We start from the raw sequence: 17,868 nt of genomic DNA, 5'->3' as shown, positions 1-17,868 counted from the left end.
CCGCTCAGCGGCTGAGTTCCCGCAGCAAGCGCCGATTTACTTCACGCCATTGCGGCAGGCTGGTCATACTGTCGCTGCGCAACTGGTTGCCGCGTGAGCGGGCCAGCCACAGGCTTTCACCATTGAAGCTGTAGATCGGCAGCAGATCCGTGCGCTGCGAGGCCGGCAGTATGGTCTTGTTGATGTTATCGAGAATCAGCGGCTCGCCGCCGGGGGTGGGATAATAGGCGAGCACCATATGCGCCTGGTCGTAATTCAGCGCCTTGACATAAGTGATGCGCAGCTTGCCGTTATCGACGCCGGTGTCTTTGAGGGTGAAATACTTGCCGATGGAAAAATCTTCGCAATCACCGCCGTTGGTGGCCAGGGTCTCGACCGGTGTTGCCCAGTAATCCTCCAGCCCCCAGTGCTCGAGATCGCTGACCCAGGCCACCCGATTGAAAAAATCGTTGGCACTCGTCATTTTTTGCTCATCGGCCAACTGCGGGCGGGCATTGGTATCGACCATCAGCGTCTGCCAGTCCGCTACCCGACCGCGGGCCTCGATGCCGTAATCTGCTTCGATACGCTGGAGCAGGCGCTCATCGAGCTCCAGGTACTGGGCCAGGGCATAACGCCCCGACAGACCGAGCAACTGGCCCAGTAACAACAGCAATACCACCGCTTTGAGATACCGCACGGCTAACATCGCAACATTTATCCTCAACCCTCCTCGAGGCGATCCGCAGCGGACACCAAGCGTTTTATAACCCTATTTTTGTATTTTTACCATGCAATAGCCCCGTGACCGCCGGCGACGGGCATTGATCCACTGCTAAATCCGGTTATATCGATAGCGCTAAAGATTCGATTACACCTGTGCCGAGCGCCTATATACTTGTTTAGAAATCAGCCAGTCGACAGGTTATAGCCTATAGGTCAGACCAGAGGTCGGGCCACTCTGGTGCATAGTGACAGGATGACAGTAAGGAGCCACACCATGGTGCAGCGGGGAACATCACACAACCCCAGACCAGTGACAGTGTCAAACCGCCGCCAACCGGTCGACAAGCAGCGGCACCGTTCGGACGCGGCGCAACCGAATCCCCCTCCATCGGCCCCGCAGCAGCGCCCCCAAGCGCGGCCCGTCTACGACTTTATCGGTATTGCCGGTTAATCTGAAGAAGACGCCACACCACCAGGCCGCACATCCAAAATACCTGAACCGGTAAACCACCTGGCGCTACTCACTAACCCACCCGGCCGTCACCGGTAACCTACGTGTAGACCGCATTTGCTGTGCACCCGCCCGCAGGCGACATCGGCTCCGTATTGCGAGCGACGACGCGACTGCCACTAATGCTCAACTACCCGCAGCGGAATCTCTATCCGGAACTGATTGCGGCTCCACACCGTCCATCACCCCCAACTGCCGCTCCAGTTTCTCCAGAATCCTCATCAAGTCCCGGTATTCACTGATATCGAGAGCACCGATAAGGCGGCTTTCCCACTCCAGGGCTTTGGGCACTATTGCCTGGTAAAGCCGGCGCCCCGCTGTCGACAGCGATAAATAGGTCACCCGGTTATCATCTCTGTCCTTGCGCTTGACCAGATAACCTTTGTTATCGAGCAACTTGACCGCCCGCGACACCTTCGACTTATCCATAAAAGTCACCTCGCCGAGACAGCGCGAGTTCTGGGCATCGTGCTCGGCCAGGCGCGCCAGAATCCGCCATTCCGGTATGGTGATATCAAAATCGTCCCGGTAAATCCCGGCACAGGAGTCACTGATACGCTTGGCCAGGTTTACCATGCGATAAGGAATAAAGTGATTGAGTAACAGCGACTTGGGGCGATCTTCTGTCATAGTAAAAGCGCTCAATCTCTATCGGGGCTGCCCGGTTGTTATAGCCGTTGCCAGTGCTTTGACCGGAAAACATTTTCACTTAGGTGGCACTGAGGTCCAGATCCGGGCCAGCTAAGGACACCAAAACCCGTTTTGAGGTGAAAATCTTTATCTGCAAAAGCACTACAATCCGTTTCCGCTATCTACTGCTACAACAGACCCGGTTGCGCTGCAGCTTTCTCAGTCCTGCAACTGATCCCACACCGCCTGATCGCGCTCGTCGGTCCAGATACGCGGCCAGTCGATACCGTCAAACTCATCCCACAGTCGCTGCACATCAAACGGCAAACAATGCTCGAAAATCGGCCACTGTCCGAACTTGGGTGCCAGGTGCGCGTGGGTCGCCTCAAATGCTTCTTTTAATGTGCCGCCCCGCTTGTGCACTGCGCCGACCTTTTCAATCATGCCCTTGAGAAAGCCCCGGGTCTGTTCGATCGCAGCATTGACCGCCTCACCGCCGCGCACCACAGCGCCGCGACCGCCGACCAGCACCTGCGCATTATAGGCCTTGACCCGATCCAGCGTCGTCGTGGACCAGTCGAAATGAAAGGCATCGCCGGTGTAGAGCGCCGCGGCCGCCTCCACCAGGTCGCCGGCAAACAACACCTGCTGCTGTGGCAACCAGGCGATAATATCGCCGGCGGTGTGGCCGCGCCCGCAGTAGGCCAGCACCAGGTCGCCGCGATTGCCGCCGAGCGGGATTTCCAGGCGATCGCTGAAGACGATATCCGGGTGGGTCAGGCCGGGGATTCCATCCGGCTCGCGAAACAGTCGCGGCATGCGCCCATACTCGCTGGCCCAGTCCTGCAGGCCCCGCTCCTCGATCAACAACCGGGTTTTTTCGTGGGTAATAATCGATTCTGCTTCGAATGCCGACGCCCCCAGCACCCGCACCGCGTGATAGTGGGACAGCACCAGGTATTTCACCGGTTTGTCGGTGTGCTCGCGCAGCATCGCCAACCAGTCATTGGCGGCCCGGGGGGTGGCGCGGGCTTCAAAAGCCACGATGAAATCCTCACCTTCAATCGCGCCCACGTTGGGATCGCCTTCGGCGGTCAGTGCGTAGATACCGTCGCCGAGTATTTCCAGCGTTTCCTGTTTTTCGCCGAGATCGGCGGAGGATGCAAACGGTTTTTTAGCCATGATGTCAGTACCTGGTTGAATCGGGGCAGCAGGGTTTCAGCGCCGGCCGGCCAGTGCGGGGCCGGCGCCGGGAGCACGACTGGCACATTGTGATCAGAAGCTTACAATCTAACATTGAAATAGTTGCATTAAAAACTTTTTTCACGCCTTTTTCTAGCCGGGTAGCAAAAAATACGGCTTATATATCCAGTTTATCCTTGATATCTCTAAATTTAGCCGGTAAATTGGTCTCAAATGAAACTATCATCAGCAGCTACGACACCCCTGAGTGAACCCAGCAGCTATGCCACAGACTTACACCAATCCGGTCTACGACTACCGGCGCAGCCCAGACCAGGATACGGCCACCGCACCCCATCACCCGGTCATCATTGTCGGGGCCGGCCCCTGCGGACTGGCGGCCGCTCTGGATCTGGCCCTGCAGGGTGTTCCCAGCGTAATCCTGGACGACAACGACACCGTCAGCGTCGGCTCCCGCGCCATCTGTTTTGCCAAGCGCACGCTGGAAATCATGGATCGCTACGGCTGCGCCGAGCGTATGGTCGACAAAGGTATTACCTGGCAATCGGGCAAGGTGTTTTTTCAGGATGATTTGATCTACGCCTTTAACCTGCTACCGGAGTCCGGCCACAAGCTGCCGGCGTTTATCAACCTGCAGCAGTACTACTTTGAACAGTACCTGGTGGAACGGGTGGCGGCTTTTGAGACTATCGACCTGCGCTGGAAAAACAAAGTCAGCGCGGTGGACACTGATCCCGGTGGCACCCGCATCCAGGTCGACACACCCGAGGGCAGCTACCCCCTGACCTGCGACTACCTGCTGGTGGCGGATGGCGCCAACAGCAAAATCCGCACCGCCCTCGGTCTGGAGAGCAAGGGCCAGGTGTTTCAGGACCGCTTCCTGATCGCCGATGTGGTGATGAAAGCCCGCTTTCCCACCGAGCGCTGGTTCTGGTTCGACCCGCCGTTTCACCGCAACCAGTCGGCGCTGCTGCACCGCCAGGCCGACGATGTCTGGCGTATCGACCTGCAACTCGGTTGGGATGCCGATCCGGCTGAGGAAATCAAAGAGGCGAATATTCGCCCGCGCCTGCAGGCCATGCTGGGGGAGGCGGTGGAATTCGACCTTGAGTGGGCCAGTGTCTACACCTTCCAGTGTCGCAAAATGGATAACTTCATCCACCGGCGCGTGGTGTTTATCGGCGACGCCGCCCACCAGGTTTCGCCGTTCGGCGCCCGCGGCGCCAACGGCGGTATCCAAGCGGTGGAGAACCTGGCCTGGAAACTGGCGCGTATTCTGCGCGGCAGCGCGCCGGTGGCGCTGCTGCAGACTTACAATGACGAGCGCCAGCGCGGCGCGGCGGAGAATATTCTCCACTCCACCCGCGCCACTGACTTTATCACCCCGAAAAATCGGATCAGCCGTATCTTTCGCGACGAGACACTGCGCCTGGCCAAGGATTGCGAATTTGCCCGCGCGCTGGTCAACAGCGGCCGCCTGTCGACGCCCTGTCACTATACGGACTCGCCCCTGAACAGTATTGAAACCGGCTGCGACGCTTTTAGCTCTGATTCCAGTTCCTCTCATTCCAGTTCCTCTCATTCCGGTAACTTCCATTCCAGTGCGTCCAACGCCGACGCCGGTTGTTCCGCCGGCGTTGATCTCAGCGCCGGCGCCGCACCTCTGGATGCACCTGTCACGCGCAATGGCAAGCCCGACTGGCTACTCGACCAACTCGGCAATCGCTTTGTCGCCATGGTTTATCTCGGGGCAACCGACGGAATGGCCCTGCGCGGTGACCTGCAGGCGTTGCAGGCCGTCGATGATCTCGATGTGCTACTGGTCAGTGACGCCCGGATGCCTACTGCGCTGGCCGACCTCGGCAACGCCGTGATCGACAGCGACGCTCTGGTGGCTGAACGCTACCACCTCCAGGTCGGCACTACCTACCTGTTCCGCCCCGATCAGATTATCGCCGGCCGCTGGCGGCAACTATCGCAAGGGATAGTTACCAGGGCCATGCGAAGAGCGTTGGGCTTCGATCTGGAGACTGCCTCATGACCCCACAGCGACTCAATACCGCCCCAAATTTTAGCGATGCCGATGCGTTCTATGCCGCACTCACCGATATGCACCGCGACCTCGACCGCGATCAGAGCGAGCGGGCCAATGCGCGCCTGGTGCTGCTGCTGGCCAACCATATCGGCGACCTGGACACCCTGCGCGAAGCACTGGCTATTGCCGGCGCCCTCGACCCGACCTCATAATCACTGCGCCAGATGCGCAACAGGGAACTGACTATGATCGATCCCAGCGAACTTCATTACCTGACCGGCTTCGGCAATGAACACGAAACCGAGGCGCTGCCCGGCGCCCTGCCGGTGGGCCGGTTTGCCCCGCAGCAATGCCCCTACAAACTCTATGCCGAACAGTTCAGCAACACCGCGTTTACGGCACCGCGGGCGACCAACCGCCGCACCTGGACCTACCGTATCCGCCCCTCCATTGCGATGGGGGATTTTCGTCCGCTCGACGCCGGGCTGCTGCGCACCGCGCCCATCACCGAGGCGCCCTGCCCGCCCAACGTCATGCGCTGGGATGCCCTGCCGATACCCGAGACTCCCACCGACTTTTTGCAGGGGCTCACCACCGTGGCCGCCAACGGCGACGCCCGCACGCAGACCGGTATCGGCATCCATGTATACACCGCCAACCGCGGCATGGGGCAGCGGTTTTTTTATTGCGCCGACGGCGAACTGTTGTTTGTGCCGCAGGCGGGTGAATTGCTCGCCTATACCGAACTGGGTGTTCTGCATGTCAAACCCGGCGAGATTATGGTGATCCCCCGCGGTATCAAATTCAAAATCGAACTGCCCGGTGGCCCGGTGCGCGGCTATCTCTGCGAAAACTACGGCGCGCCCCTGCAATTGCCGGAACGGGGGCCGGTGGGGGCCAACGGCTATGCCAACGACCGCGACTTCCAGTACCCGGTGGCCCGCTTCGAGGACGTTGAAGGCGAGTATACGCTGGTGGCAAAATTCTGCGGCGGCCTGCATCAGGCGCCGCTCGATCACTCGCCGCTCGACGTGGTGGCCTGGGTGGGCAACGCGGCGCCTTACAAGTACGACCTGGCGCGGTTCAATGTGATCAACACCGTCAGCTACGACCACCCGGACCCGTCGATCTTTACCGTGCTGACGGCGCCGAGCGATACTGCCGGCGTCGCCAATGTCGACTTTGTTATCTTTCCGCCGCGCTGGATGGTGGCCGAGGATACATTTCGTCCGCCCTGGTACCATCGCAATATCATGAGCGAGTTTATGGGCCTGATCAGAGGAGTTTACGATGCCAAGGAAAAAGGTTTCGAGCCCGGTGGTATGAGCCTGCACAACTGCATGACACCCCACGGCCCAGAGGCCGGGGTGTTCGAAAAAGCCAGCAATGCGACACTGGCGCCGCAGCGTTATACCAACACCCTGGCGTTTATGTTCGAATCCCGCTATGTGATCGCACCCACCCGGTTCGCGCTGGAAACGCCGGCCAGGCAGAAAGACTATCTGGACTGCTGGGGTACACTGAAAAAATTTTTTAACGGGCAGCGTTAGCAAACGCTGTTCAGTAGATCGCAATAGCATGGGTTATCACACGATTTTGATTAAAGATATCAGGGCAGCAGATCTGCCTCTGGTGGCACTTTGAAAAACTTCCGACAACAGGGGTGCTGTGACGGGCACCGCGAGTCAGGAGAGTGCCACCCGACACGGGCCGCTACTTTTGATCAAGACCAGTGAGGATAACGTGAGAATCTACAAAGTGTAAAAATTCTACTCAGTAAATGCATTAAGGCTCCAACCCCAGACTCCAAACGCAGGTTCTACATCATGACACAGCTCAACGAAACCCACGCCCCACGACTCACCAGTTGGGTGACCTCTGCCAATAACAACAGCGATTTCCCGATCCAGAATCTGCCCTTCGCCGTATTCCGTCGCAGCGGTAGCGACGAAGTCATGCGCGGTGGCGTTGCCATCGGCGACCAGGTGTTGGATATGGCCGCCGCTGCTGGCGCCGGTGTCTTCGAAGGCGAAGCGCTGGCGGCGGCTAAAGCCGCAGCGCAAAGTTCGCTTAACGCGTTGATGGCGCTGGGTCCCGATACCAACGCCGCCCTGCGCCTGGCGCTGTCGCGGGCCCTGCGCAGCGGCGCCGCCGCGCAGTCGAGTCTGGCGAATTGCCTGGTGCCACAGGCGGCGGTGGAATACGACCTGCCCTGCCGCATCGGCGACTACACCGACTTTTATACTTCCATTCATCACGCAACGGCGATCGGCTCGTTGTTCCGGCCGGACAGTCCCCTGCTGCCCAACTACAAATGGGTGCCGATCGGCTATCACGGACGCGCCTCGACTATCGGTGTTTCCGGGCAGACCTTTCCGCGCCCGGTGGGCCAGACCAAAGCCCCCGATGCCAACGAGCCGAGCTTCGGTCCCTGTAAACGCCTGGACTATGAACTGGAGATGGGTATCTTTGTCGGCCGGGGCACAGCGCTTGGAGAGCGCATCGACATAGACGCGGCGGAGGCTCACGTGTTCGGCCTGTGTCTGTTGAACGACTGGTCCGCTCGCGATATCCAGGCCTGGGAATACCAGCCACTGGGTCCCTTCCTGGCCAAGAACTTTGCCTCCACGATTTCACCCTGGATCATCACCCTGGAGGCACTGGCTCCCTATCGAAGCGCCTTTGAGCGTCCGGCCGAGGACCCGCAGCCCCTGCCTTACCTGACATCCGACTTCAACACGGCACATGGCAATATCGATATACAACTGGAATGCCTGATTGAAACCGCGCAGATGCGCGCCGCCGGAGAGGCACCGGCGCGGCTGTCCAGCTCCAGCTTCCGCCACTCCTACTGGACCGCCGCCCAGATGCTCACCCACCACAGCGTTACCGGTTGTGCCATGAATCCCGGTGACCTGCTGGGTTCGGGCACCCAATCCGGTCCGCAACCGGAGGAGGCCGGCTCCATTCTGGAACTGACCGGCGGTGGCAAGCGGCCAATAACACTGCCCAATGGCGAGCAGCGCACCTTCCTCGAAGACGGCGATAGCATTGTTATGCGCGGCTACTGCCAGCGCGACGGCGCCGCGCGTATCGGCTTCGGTGAAGTAGTGGCTACTGTGCTGCCGGCACGCGTGTAAGATCAAACGGAGATAAACCATGGAACTCTATACCTATTACCGATCCTCCGCGGCCTACCGGGTGCGTATCGCTCTCAACCTGAAAGGGATTGCCCACCGTCTTGTTCCCGTCGACCTGCTGGCGGGGGAGCATCACAGCGACAGCTACAAAGCCATCCAGCCCCAGGGATTTGTACCGGCGCTGAAAACAGAGCGCGGTGATTATATCAGCCAGTCCACCGCTATTTTGGAGTATCTCGAAGCGCAGTATCCGCAGCCGCCGCTGTTGCCTGCTGACAGTTACGCAGCGGCCACTGTGCGCAGTTGGGCCAGTATCATCGCCTGTGATATTCACCCGCTCAACAATCTGCGGGTGTTGAAGTATCTCACCGGTGAGTTGCAGGTGGACGAGCAGCAGAAAAACACCTGGTACCGGCACTGGATCGAAACCGGTTTTACCGCACTGGAAAGCCAGGTGCGCGCCGCGCCCTATTGCTTCGGCGAACAGGTGACACTGGCCGATGTCTATCTGGTTCCCCAGGTTTACAACGCCCGGCGTTTTGATACTGATATGACGGCCTATCCGAAAATTGAAGCCATTTGCGCGGCTTGTAATGGGTTGCCGGCTTTTGACAAGGCTAAACCGGAGTCGCAGGCGGATGCACCTTGACATTCATGCTTTGAGGGACGCCTGCAACTTAGCAACTTAGCAACTTAGTCGTATGTCATCGGGCTTACAGTTTTATTCAGTTGCTAAGTTGCAGGCGTCCCTCTCCTTTCCATTTTCATTAACTATTAGTCAAGACTTGACCCTCTCTTAACAGGCGCCCCCCCCAACCAACTGGCGGCAAACACTTACGGCGTCGGCCGCCCGCGCTCCGCCCAGTTCACAAGTAACAGCGTCACAATGGCCCCGACGGCGAAACCGGCCACTATCGGCATAACACTACCGGCATAGACACGCGCGATAGCAATACCCACAGGTAATGACATCAGGGTAGACAGCGAACCGACCACCGCCGCTCCCATACCGGCGATATGCCCGAGCGGTTCCATCGCCAGTGCATTGATATTGCCGAACAACAACCCCGCACAAAATAGCGCGACCGCCAGGTAAGCCAGCAGCAGCCACAGCGGCGGATGCCCGGCAAAGTAATGGGCAGGGGCGAGAAACAGCAGCGACACGCCGGCCAGCAACAACAGCGACCGCCGCACTATCCACTGCATGCCGAGCCGCATCACCAGCCGGCCGTTGAGGTAAGAGGCGCTGCCGACCGCAAACGCCAGGCCGGCAAAAATCAAGGGAAACCAGTTGGCCAGGGCGTATTGCTGTTGAAAAATCTGCTGTACGGTACTCAGATAAGCCAGGAAAGCGCTGAAAATAGCGCCGGCAGCCAGGGTGTAACCCAGCGCAATCCGGTTGGCAAACACCTCCCGCGCGGCAGCGCCCAGGCACCGGGGCGAAAACGGCGCGCGGCGTGACGGCGGCAGGGTTTCCGGTTGGCGAATGGCAAACCAACACAAGCTGACCACACCTAACAACAGAATCACCCAAAAAATCATGCGCCAGTCGGACACCAGTAAAATACCCTGCCCCAGGGCCGGCGCAACCATCGGCACAGCGATAAAAAGGGTCGTGATAAAGGACATCACCCGCGCCATGGCGGCGCCCTCGTAAAGATCGCGGATCAGCGCAATCGCCACTACCCGCGGCGCCCCCAGCCCGATGCCCTGCAACAGCCGGCCGAGCAGCATGGTGCGAAAGTCGGTGGCGAAAATCGCCAGCAGGCAGCCGGCAATAAAGATGCCCATGCCGATAAAAACCGCCGGTTTACGGCCGATACTGTCCGACAGCGGGCCGTAGAGAAACAACCCCAACGCGAGACCGAAGAACAAGACCGACACCACCAGTTGATTGTTATTGACATCGCCGGCCAGTAAATCGCGACCGATCTCGGGTAACGCCGGTAACATCGCATCTATCGACAGAGCCACCAGCGACGTCAACAAGGCCATCAATGCGACAAACTCGCCCAGAGGCAGAGCAGGTTTGGAGGATACAGTGGATTCCGGGGGTACAGCGTTCAATGGTTTACCTTATTCCTGATTGCGAGTGCCCGACATGGTAAGAGGTGACAACGGGATTGCAAGGAATAACAGCGCGATCAAAACGGAGGATTTATTCGCCCCAACCGGCGTTTTTGCGCTACTCTGGTAAACCAAACGCTGCCATCAGGCGACCAAACCTTAAAAAAAACATGTAAATCAACCACATAGAAGTCAAAAAGATACTCCAATGAACTTACGCAGTGTCGACCTCAACCTGCTGACCATCTTTGATGCGATTATGACCGAGCGCAAGATGTCCGCCGCTGCGGACAAGATCGGTATGAGCCAGCCGGCCATGAGCGCGGCCGTGGCGCGACTGCGACTGACGCTGAACGACGAGCTTTTTATCCGCACCGGCAGCGGTGTCAAACCCACCCCCAGGGCTCTGGAGCTGGAGCGCCCGATTCGCCGGATTCTCGATCTGGTCAGTGAAACCGTCACCCAGTCGGTGACCTTCGATCACCAAAAAACCGATCGCGTGTTTACCCTGGCTTCGGTGGACTACGGCGGTATTGTCGTAGTGCCGCAACTACTGCGGCGGCTACAGGCCGAGGCATCCGCCGTGCGTATCAATATCTGGCCCCAGTACGAGGCGGACCTGAAAGACTTGATGCACTTCGGCAGCGTGGACTTCGCCGTGGACAACATCCCGCTGCTCGAAGACGATTTCCATATCGAAATCCTCTGCCGTGAACCGGGCTATTGCCTGGCGCGCCGGGATCATCCGAAGATTCAACAGAGCCTGAGCATGGAGCAGTTTTTACAGACCGAGCAGGTGGCGCTCTATCCCAAAGATAAACGGATTTCCCTGCTGGACCAGCACCTGCTGGCCAACGGCCTGCGCCGCCGCCACGGCATGCGCGTCGCCAGTTTTTTCAATATGCCGTATATCGTCGCAGAGTCGAATATGATCTGCACCCTGCCGGAAAAAGTCGCGCGGCATTTTGCCGCGCTGTTCGATCTGCAACTGCTGCCGGCCCCGCTCGACGACTGGCGGGCACCGGTTTACCTGATGTGGCACAGCAGCCTGCACGGCGATCCCGGTCATCAATGGGTGCGCGACATCATTTTAGGTATGTACCGGCAGGACACCCAGGGCGTCGATGCCTGATATCCACCAGGCAAATATCCGATATAAAAATTACCAAATTACAACGGCTTTTGGCCTGCTTTATACTCGCTCGACAGCGTTCAGTATCGAGGCGGGGAATCGGGGTTTATGTCCAGCGTTTATCAGGCCTTTCGCGACAGTGTCGAGGCGTATGCGCAGCAGCCGTTTCTGTGCATCCCCGCGGCCGCCACCCGCGGCTACAGCGACAGCGCTGTCGAACTCAGTTACGGCGCCACCGGCGCGGCGGTGGAGCGCCTGCGAAGACTTTACTGCGCAGCGGGTTATGGTTGCGGTCATCGCGTCGCCCTGTTGCTGGAAAACCGCGCGGCGTTTTTTCTTCACTGGCTGGCCCTGAACGCGCTCGGGGTCAGCGCGGTCCCGGTCAACGGCGACATGACCGACGCTGAAACCGCCTACCTGCTGAGTCACAGCGAAGTCTGCCTGGCAGTCTGCATCCCAGAGCGTCAAGCGGCATTGCAATGCGCGGCGCGGCAGGCCGGTATCGAGTTGCCGGTTATACACCCCGATGAGAAAGCGATACCCGCGGCCCGGTCAGCGCCACTTGCCCGTCCTGTCGATCACCGCACCGAATGTGCGCTGCTCTATACCTCCGGCAGCACCGGCCGGCCTAAAGGTTGCGTGTTGAGCAACGACTATTTTCTCAGCAACGGCCGCTGGTACAACAGTATCGGCGATCTCTGCGCGCTGGAGAACGGCAAAGAGCGCCTGCTGACGCCGCTGCCCCTGGTGCATATGAACGCCATGGCCTGTTCCGCCATGGCCATGATCATGAGCGGTGGCTGTCTCGTGCAACTGGACCGTTTCCATCCGCACAGTTGGTGGGAAACTGCGGCGCAAAGTCGGGCCACTATCGTTCACTACCTGGGGGTTATGCCGGCGATACTATTGAATATGCCGCCGGCAGCGGCGGAAACCCGCCACCGGTTGCGCTTTGGTTTCGGTGCCGGCGTCAACCCGGCACACCATCGAGCCTTTGAGCAGCGCTTCGGCTTCCCCCTGATCGAAGCCTGGGCCATGACCGAATCGGGCTGCGCCGGCGCCATTATCGCCAGCCGCGAACCGCGTCATATCGGCAGCGCCTGTATCGGCAAACCCGGTCCCGCCATCGAAGTCAAACTGGTGGACGAACAGGGTCGGGAAGTCGCCAGCGGCAAAGCCGGCGAACTGCTGGTGCGCGCCGCCGGTGACAATCCACGCAAAGGTTTTTTTACTGAATACCTGAAAGATGCCGCCGCTACCGCGGCGATCTGGGCGGATAACTGGCTGCATACCGGCGATGTGGTGCGCTTTGGGTCGGATGGTCAGTTACATTTTGTCGACCGCCGCAAGAATGTGATTCGCCGCAGCGGCGAAAACATTTCCGCCCTGGAGGTGGAGGCCGCCCTGGCGCTGCACCCGACAGTCGATCAGGTGGCGGTGGCCCCGGTGCCGGACGAACTGCGCGGCGACGAGGTGATGGCCTGCATCGTCCTGAAACCGGAGACTGCAGCAAACAACAACAGCGCCCAGGCGCTGTTTGAGCACTGTCGCGCCGCACTGGTGTACTACAAAGCGCCCGGCTATATCGCTTTCGTGGATCAACTGCCGCTGACCGCATCGCAAAAACCCCAGCGTGCCGAACTCAAAACCCTGTGTCGGGAGTTACTGGCAGCGGCAGACTGTTTCGACCTGCGCGAGCAGAAAAAGCGCGGCAGGATTTCCGCATGATCCCCAACGACTACCGGGGCGTGGCGCTGATTGCACCGGTTACTGTGCCTTACGTGCGCTTCAGTGAACACGGGGCGGCGCGGTTTATCGGTCGCGCCCTGGCCGGTCTGGTGCGACAAAGCGGCATTGCCAAACAGCAGATCGACGGCTTGTGTATTTCCAGCTTTACCCTCGAACCCGATTCGGTGGTCAGTCTCACCGAACACTTCGGCCTCGCGCCGCGCTGGTTGGAACAACTGCCTTTCGGCGGCGCATCGGGTGTGATCGGCCTGCGCCGCGCCGCCCGCGCCATCCAGTGCGGCGATGCAGATATTATCGCCTGTATCGGCGGCGACACCGCGCAACCGGGGCGCTTTACCGCCACTGTCGCCGACTTCAGTGAGTTCAGTAAGCAGGCGGTGCACCCCTATGGCGGCGCCGGTCCCAACGCGCCTTTCTCGCTGATTACACAGCGCTATATGGATACCTTCGGCGCGACGCGGGAAGATTTCGGCCGCATCTGCATTGCGCAACGCTACAATGCCAACCACAATCCCGACGCCCTGCTCGGTCACAAACCGCTGAACATGGCCGGGTATCTAAACGCGCGCCCTATTGCCGGACCGCTGCACCTTTACGATTGTGTTATGCCCTGCGCCGGCGCCGACGGCTTTCTGGTAACCAGTGTAGAGCGGGCCCGCGATCTGCAACTGCCCTATGTCAGCATCCTGGCGGCGGATGAGCGCCACAATGCGTTTAGCGAAGACCCGGTGCAAGTGCGCGGCGGCTGGCTGTTGTTTCAGGAGTCGCTTTATCGACGCGCCGGCCTCGGGCCGGGCGATATCGACGTGCTGCAAACCTACGACGACTACCCGGTTATCTGCATGCTGCAGTTAGAGGGTCTCGGGTTTTGCGAACCGGGTACGGCACCGGCCTTTGTGCGCGCGACACCGTTGACCTTCGACGGCGGTGGCCTGCCGCACAATACCAACGGCGGACAGTTGTCCGTCGGGCAGGCGGGCTGCGGCTACCTGGGTGTGGTCGAAACCCTGCGGCAGCTCAACCGCAGCGCCGGCGCTCACCAGGTGCCCGGCGCCCGTATCGGCATGGTAAGCGGCTACGGCATGGTCAACTACGACCGCGGCCTGTGCGCGGCAGCGGCCATTTTGGCGCGGGGTGATCTATGAATAACGCCAGCGGTTCGCAGCCGGCCACAGACGCGGCGCAATCAAGCGAAGTTCTGCTGCTCCAGCATTGCAACGAGTGCGACACAGTGCAATACCCGTCCCGGGAAATCTGTAAAAACTGTCTTGGTGACGCATTGTCGTGGGAACCCGCGGACAATCGCGGCGTAGTGCTGGCAACCAGTGATCTACACCACAGCCTGATCACCGACTGGCAATCACAACTGCCCTGGCCGCTGGCATCGGTGCAGCTCGATTGCGGCGTTCGGGTGCTGGCCCACAACCGGGCGCGCGCCGGCGCCGGCGCGCGCGTCGCGATAGTCGCCGGGCAAGACCCGCGCGGTGAGACGCTACTGGCGGCGACGGCCTTAAATAACGGGGTGAGCGTATGAGTGAACACACAGCGCTGGTTACCGGCGGCAGCACCGGCATCGGCCTCGAAATCTGCCGGCAACTATTGGAAGCCGGCTATCAGGTTGTCAATCTTGCACGGCGACCGGCTTCGCTGGAGCACAGCCGGCTGCACAACTTCGCGGTTGACCTCTCTGATCTGCAGGCCACCCGCGCGACGGCCGCCACGGTTACCGAACAGTTTAGGGTCGACACCCTGATTCACAATGCGGGCCTGATCCGTGCCGCACCGCTCGAAGCGGTGGATACCGACGACCTCGACTACCTGACCCGGGTCCACCTGAGCGCGGCGATTATACTGACCCAGGCGGTGCTGCCGGCGATGAAGGAAAAGCGCTTCGGCCGTATTGTCGCTATGTCGACCCGCGCTCTGCAGGGCCTCGAAACACGCACCTGCTATGCCGCCACCAAAGCGGCGATGATTGGTATGACCCGCACCTGGGCGCTGGAGCTGGGCCAGCACGGCATCACGGTAAACACCGTGGCGCCCGGCCCTATCGCCGCTACCGAAATGTTTCACGCGGTGATTCCCGAGGGCAGCGAGAAACTCGAAGCTATCGCCGCGGGGCTGCCGCTTAAGCGCATCGGCTATCCGCAAGATGTCGCACGGGCGGTGATGTTTTTCGCCGCGCCGGAAAACAGCTTTGTCACCGGCCAAACCCTGTTTGTCTGCGGGGGCGCCAGTTTGGGAGGATTGTCACTATGATGGGCAACATACACAACAACAACTTGATCGCCGGCGATCGTCTCGCGCCGGTTTACACCACAGTGGAATTGACCGGCCTGGTGCAGAAAAATCGTGTGCATCGAGATGTGTATCTCGATCCGGCGATTTTCGACTTGGAGATGGAACGTATCTGGGCCCGGGCCTGGGTCTATGTAGGCCACGCCTCACAGGTGCCGGACCCCGGCGACTATATCGGCACCAGCATCGGCAAAGAGCCGGTGCTGATGGTGCGCGACAAACGCGCCCGGGTTAATGTGATCTACAATCGCTGCGGTCACAAAGGCGCCAAGGTCGCCACCAAACCCGGCGGCAATACCGCGATGTTTCGCTGCCCCTACCACGGCTGGACGTTCAATCTCGACGGCACCCTGAACGCCACCCCGCACAAATGCGGCTACGAGGATACGGATTTCGATACCAGCGATCCGCAATTCAGTATGCAGCCGGTGGCCAGGGTGGAGAGTCATCGCGGTTTTGTGTTTGCCAGCCTGGCCGCCGAGGGTGAGGATTTGAAAACGTTTATGGGGGCGACGCTGGAGACCATTGACAATATGGCAGATCGCTCGCCCGAGGGCGAGGTCGAGGTGGCCGGCGCCTGCCTGCCCTATCTTCACGACTGCAACTGGAAGATGTTTGTCGAAAATCTCAACGACGCGCAGCATCCCATGGTCTGCCACGCCTCGGTGGGCTTTGCCACCCGCGCGCTGATGAAACGGTTGCCGGCGGGCGCCGAGCCGCCCAAGGAGGCGGAAATTATCTCGCCGTTCGGTGCCTCCTACCAGTTCTTTGACGATCTGGGTGTGTCGGTAATGCCCAACGGCCACAGCTTTATGGGTGGGCAACAGAGTATCCACTCCGCCTATTCCGATATTCCCGGTTACCTGGACAGTATGATCGCCGCCCACGGCCGCGAGCGCACCGAACAGGTGCTCGGCAGCAACCGCCACAACACCACCATCTATCCCTCCTTTACGATTAAAGATGCGGTGCAGATTGTCCGCGTGGTACGTCCGCTGGCGGTGGACAAAACCCTGATCCAAACCTGGCATTTTCGCCTCAAGGGAGCGCCCGAGGCGATGTTACACCGCACCATGACCTATTCGCGGTTGATCAATTCGCCCGCCTCCATGGTGGGGCCCGACGATTTCGATTGCTACAACCGCATGCAGGAATCACTGTGCTCGAACAGTGCGCAATGGGTGGATATGCGCCGCTATATCGGCCGCGAGGAAACCCTTGGCCCGATCACTCGCGCCAAGGGCACCAGCGACCTGTCGATGCGCAATCAATACCGCGCCTGGTTGCACTATATGGCCGGCAGCGAAGCACAGGAGACGCAGCGATGACAGAGACGCCTCCCCTGACAGACACGACGCCAGTGGCAGGACCAGCTGCGCCTGTCACCGGGCCGGCCATAACCGCCGCCACCGCGACACCGGCCGGCGGCGTCGACCTGGCGGAAATCGAACGCTTTCTCTACCGGGAAGCCGATTTGCTCGATGGCAATGACCTGGAAAACTGGATGCAGTTGTTTACCGACGACGGCACCTACTGGATGCCGGTGGCGCCGGACCAGCAAGACCCCCACAGCCATATCTCCATTCTTTTCGAGAACCGTACCCTGATGGCGGTGCGCGCAGCCAACTTCGGCCATCGCCTGTCGGCGTCCATGCAGTACACGATTCGCACCTCGCACCTGATCTCAAATATTCGGCTTGCGGCGCTGGATACCGCGACCGGTACCTGCACCGTGAAGTCCAATTTCCAGGCGGTGCTTTACTATCGCGAACAGACGCTGTTTGCCGGCACCTATACTCATAATCTGGTGCGCGCCGGGGACGAGTATAAAATCCGGCAAAAGCGCGTCGATATCATTAACTGCGATGCCAACCACAAATCTATTATGACGTATATCTAGGGCTACCCCGCGCCAGCGGGTGTATGCGGCAGCCAAACAATATAGGATCTTTCTTGATATTGATTTTTTACGTTTTGCGTTATATCGTTTGGCAACGGTTTCCGGCGTATCGAGCTCCGTTATCGAAGTCTTAGTCTGATTATTAGAAGCTATAGCACTAAAGACGTTGTCGCATTTTCAGCTTATAGTAGAGCGTAGTCTTACAATACAGTTTGTTGCGTATTAAAAATATTAAAGTCTGCCGTTTTTAAGTAGCTCCTGATAGTATCGCCCCAAGAAAACTAGGGAAAGTAAGAAGTAAAGAAAATAGTAAGAAGTAAAGAAAATAGTAAGAAATAGACAATTCAAGCAGATTTGCAGTTTTTCAACAGTTCACTGATGGTTGTCATGAAACATTGGCAATATATGGATAAGGATATGCATATGTTTAAACCATTTTAAGCTGCCCGACCCACCTCAAATTCAACAGTTTTCCGCCCGGCGACCAGTCGCTGAGCA

The 17,868-nt window shown here is 59.2% G+C and carries 16 protein-coding genes; 12 read left to right on the top strand and 4 right to left on the bottom strand.

Annotated elements, in window-relative coordinates; all coding sequences use genetic code 11:
- Positions 1 to 4: 4 nt before the first annotated feature.
- From FKG94_RS12610 to FKG94_RS12600, 3 genes are all read right to left on the bottom strand, one after another.
- A complete protein-coding gene (locus FKG94_RS12610; RefSeq protein ID WP_142904689.1) occupies positions 5 to 688 on the bottom strand; it encodes a transglutaminase-like cysteine peptidase in 684 nt (227 codons plus the stop codon).
- A gap of 654 nt (positions 689 to 1,342) precedes the next feature.
- A complete protein-coding gene (locus FKG94_RS12605) occupies positions 1,343 to 1,846 on the bottom strand; it encodes a MarR family winged helix-turn-helix transcriptional regulator (RefSeq protein WP_142904688.1) in 504 nt (167 codons plus the stop codon).
- A 219-nt stretch (positions 1,847 to 2,065) separates the two neighbouring features.
- The gene (locus FKG94_RS12600) at positions 2,066 to 3,028 is read right to left on the bottom strand and encodes an MBL fold metallo-hydrolase (RefSeq protein ID WP_142904687.1); all 963 of its coding nucleotides are present in this window, start codon (positions 3,026 to 3,028) and stop codon (positions 2,066 to 2,068) included.
- A 283-nt stretch (positions 3,029 to 3,311) separates the two neighbouring features.
- Between FKG94_RS12600 and FKG94_RS12595 the strand changes: the two genes are divergently transcribed.
- From FKG94_RS12595 to maiA, 5 genes are all read left to right on the top strand, one after another.
- Positions 3,312 to 5,090, top strand: a complete 1,779-nt coding sequence (locus FKG94_RS12595) for an FAD-dependent oxidoreductase (protein WP_142904686.1) — start codon at positions 3,312 to 3,314, stop codon at positions 5,088 to 5,090.
- Complete coding sequence (locus FKG94_RS12590) at positions 5,087 to 5,296, top strand: DUF2783 domain-containing protein (RefSeq protein ID WP_142904685.1); 210 nt, start codon at positions 5,087 to 5,089, stop codon at positions 5,294 to 5,296. The genes FKG94_RS12595 and FKG94_RS12590 overlap by 4 nt, the downstream gene beginning before the upstream one ends.
- A gap of 33 nt (positions 5,297 to 5,329) precedes the next feature.
- The gene (hmgA, locus tag FKG94_RS12585) at positions 5,330 to 6,634 is read left to right on the top strand and encodes a homogentisate 1,2-dioxygenase (RefSeq protein ID WP_142904684.1); all 1,305 of its coding nucleotides are present in this window, start codon (positions 5,330 to 5,332) and stop codon (positions 6,632 to 6,634) included.
- Positions 6,635 to 6,910: 276 nt separating this feature from the next.
- Entirely contained in the window at positions 6,911 to 8,224 is a 1,314-nt protein-coding gene (fahA, locus tag FKG94_RS12580; RefSeq protein ID WP_142904683.1) for a fumarylacetoacetase, read from the top strand.
- A 19-nt stretch (positions 8,225 to 8,243) separates the two neighbouring features.
- On the top strand, positions 8,244 to 8,873 hold the full coding sequence (maiA, locus tag FKG94_RS12575; protein WP_142904682.1) for a maleylacetoacetate isomerase: 630 nt from the start codon (positions 8,244 to 8,246) through the stop codon (positions 8,871 to 8,873).
- 185 nt (positions 8,874 to 9,058) lie between these two features.
- On the opposite strand, the gene FKG94_RS12570 is transcribed toward maiA, so the two are convergent.
- Entirely contained in the window at positions 9,059 to 10,291 is a 1,233-nt protein-coding gene (locus tag FKG94_RS12570; RefSeq protein WP_246125117.1) for a multidrug effflux MFS transporter, read from the bottom strand.
- A 208-nt stretch (positions 10,292 to 10,499) separates the two neighbouring features.
- On the opposite strand from FKG94_RS12570, the gene FKG94_RS12565 reads away from it, so the two are divergent.
- The 7 genes from FKG94_RS12565 (at position 10,500) to FKG94_RS12535 (ending at position 17,370) form a co-directional block, all read left to right on the top strand.
- Complete coding sequence (locus tag FKG94_RS12565; protein ID WP_142904681.1) at positions 10,500 to 11,423, top strand: LysR substrate-binding domain-containing protein; 924 nt, start codon at positions 10,500 to 10,502, stop codon at positions 11,421 to 11,423.
- Positions 11,424 to 11,531: 108 nt separating this feature from the next.
- Positions 11,532 to 13,151 carry an AMP-binding protein gene (locus tag FKG94_RS12560; RefSeq protein WP_142904680.1) on the top strand — a complete coding sequence of 540 codons (1,620 nt, stop codon included), beginning with the start codon at positions 11,532 to 11,534 and terminating at the stop codon, positions 13,149 to 13,151.
- Positions 13,148 to 14,317: a thiolase family protein gene (locus tag FKG94_RS12555; protein WP_142904679.1), complete on the top strand. Its 1,170-nt coding sequence runs from the start codon at positions 13,148 to 13,150 to the stop codon at positions 14,315 to 14,317. Before FKG94_RS12560 ends, FKG94_RS12555 begins: the two co-directional genes overlap by 4 nt.
- Entirely contained in the window at positions 14,314 to 14,706 is a 393-nt protein-coding gene (locus FKG94_RS12550; protein WP_142904678.1) for a Zn-ribbon domain-containing OB-fold protein, read from the top strand. The genes FKG94_RS12555 and FKG94_RS12550 overlap by 4 nt, the downstream gene beginning before the upstream one ends.
- Positions 14,703 to 15,431: an SDR family NAD(P)-dependent oxidoreductase gene (locus FKG94_RS12545; RefSeq protein WP_142904677.1), complete on the top strand. Its 729-nt coding sequence runs from the start codon at positions 14,703 to 14,705 to the stop codon at positions 15,429 to 15,431. The genes FKG94_RS12550 and FKG94_RS12545 overlap by 4 nt, the downstream gene beginning before the upstream one ends.
- Complete coding sequence (locus FKG94_RS12540) at positions 15,428 to 16,798, top strand: aromatic ring-hydroxylating oxygenase subunit alpha (RefSeq protein WP_246125115.1); 1,371 nt, start codon at positions 15,428 to 15,430, stop codon at positions 16,796 to 16,798. The genes FKG94_RS12545 and FKG94_RS12540 overlap by 4 nt, the downstream gene beginning before the upstream one ends.
- The gene (locus tag FKG94_RS12535; RefSeq protein WP_142904676.1) at positions 16,795 to 17,370 is read left to right on the top strand and encodes an aromatic-ring-hydroxylating dioxygenase subunit beta; all 576 of its coding nucleotides are present in this window, start codon (positions 16,795 to 16,797) and stop codon (positions 17,368 to 17,370) included. Before FKG94_RS12540 ends, FKG94_RS12535 begins: the two co-directional genes overlap by 4 nt.
- The last annotated feature ends 498 nt before the right edge of the window (positions 17,371 to 17,868 follow it).

It is taken from the genome of Exilibacterium tricleocarpae (assembly GCF_007004655.1).
Taxonomy (GTDB): domain Bacteria; phylum Pseudomonadota; class Gammaproteobacteria; order Pseudomonadales; family Cellvibrionaceae; genus Exilibacterium; species Exilibacterium tricleocarpae.
This window is presented reverse-complemented; position numbering and strand designations above follow the sequence as displayed.

What these genes read in the sequence shown, in the direction of transcription:
- FKG94_RS12610 (WP_142904689.1), bottom strand. Translation starts at nt 688, where the DNA reads ATGTTAGCCGTGCGGTATCTCAAAGCGGTGGTATTGCTGTTGTTACTG.
- FKG94_RS12605 (WP_142904688.1), bottom strand. Translation starts at nt 1,846, where the DNA reads ATGACAGAAGATCGCCCCAAGTCGCTGTTACTCAATCACTTTATTCCT.
- FKG94_RS12600 (WP_142904687.1), bottom strand. Translation starts at nt 3,028, where the DNA reads ATGGCTAAAAAACCGTTTGCATCCTCCGCCGATCTCGGCGAAAAACAG.
- FKG94_RS12595 (WP_142904686.1), top strand. Translation starts at nt 3,312, where the DNA reads ATGCCACAGACTTACACCAATCCGGTCTACGACTACCGGCGCAGCCCA.
- FKG94_RS12590 (WP_142904685.1), top strand. Translation starts at nt 5,087, where the DNA reads ATGACCCCACAGCGACTCAATACCGCCCCAAATTTTAGCGATGCCGAT.
- hmgA (WP_142904684.1), top strand. Translation starts at nt 5,330, where the DNA reads ATGATCGATCCCAGCGAACTTCATTACCTGACCGGCTTCGGCAATGAA.
- fahA (WP_142904683.1), top strand. Translation starts at nt 6,911, where the DNA reads ATGACACAGCTCAACGAAACCCACGCCCCACGACTCACCAGTTGGGTG.
- maiA (WP_142904682.1), top strand. Translation starts at nt 8,244, where the DNA reads ATGGAACTCTATACCTATTACCGATCCTCCGCGGCCTACCGGGTGCGT.
- FKG94_RS12565 (WP_142904681.1), top strand. Translation starts at nt 10,500, where the DNA reads ATGAACTTACGCAGTGTCGACCTCAACCTGCTGACCATCTTTGATGCG.
- FKG94_RS12560 (WP_142904680.1), top strand. Translation starts at nt 11,532, where the DNA reads ATGTCCAGCGTTTATCAGGCCTTTCGCGACAGTGTCGAGGCGTATGCG.
- FKG94_RS12555 (WP_142904679.1), top strand. Translation starts at nt 13,148, where the DNA reads ATGATCCCCAACGACTACCGGGGCGTGGCGCTGATTGCACCGGTTACT.
- FKG94_RS12550 (WP_142904678.1), top strand. Translation starts at nt 14,314, where the DNA reads ATGAATAACGCCAGCGGTTCGCAGCCGGCCACAGACGCGGCGCAATCA.
- FKG94_RS12545 (WP_142904677.1), top strand. Translation starts at nt 14,703, where the DNA reads ATGAGTGAACACACAGCGCTGGTTACCGGCGGCAGCACCGGCATCGGC.
- FKG94_RS12540 (WP_246125115.1), top strand. Translation starts at nt 15,428, where the DNA reads ATGATGGGCAACATACACAACAACAACTTGATCGCCGGCGATCGTCTC.
- FKG94_RS12535 (WP_142904676.1), top strand. Translation starts at nt 16,795, where the DNA reads ATGACAGAGACGCCTCCCCTGACAGACACGACGCCAGTGGCAGGACCA.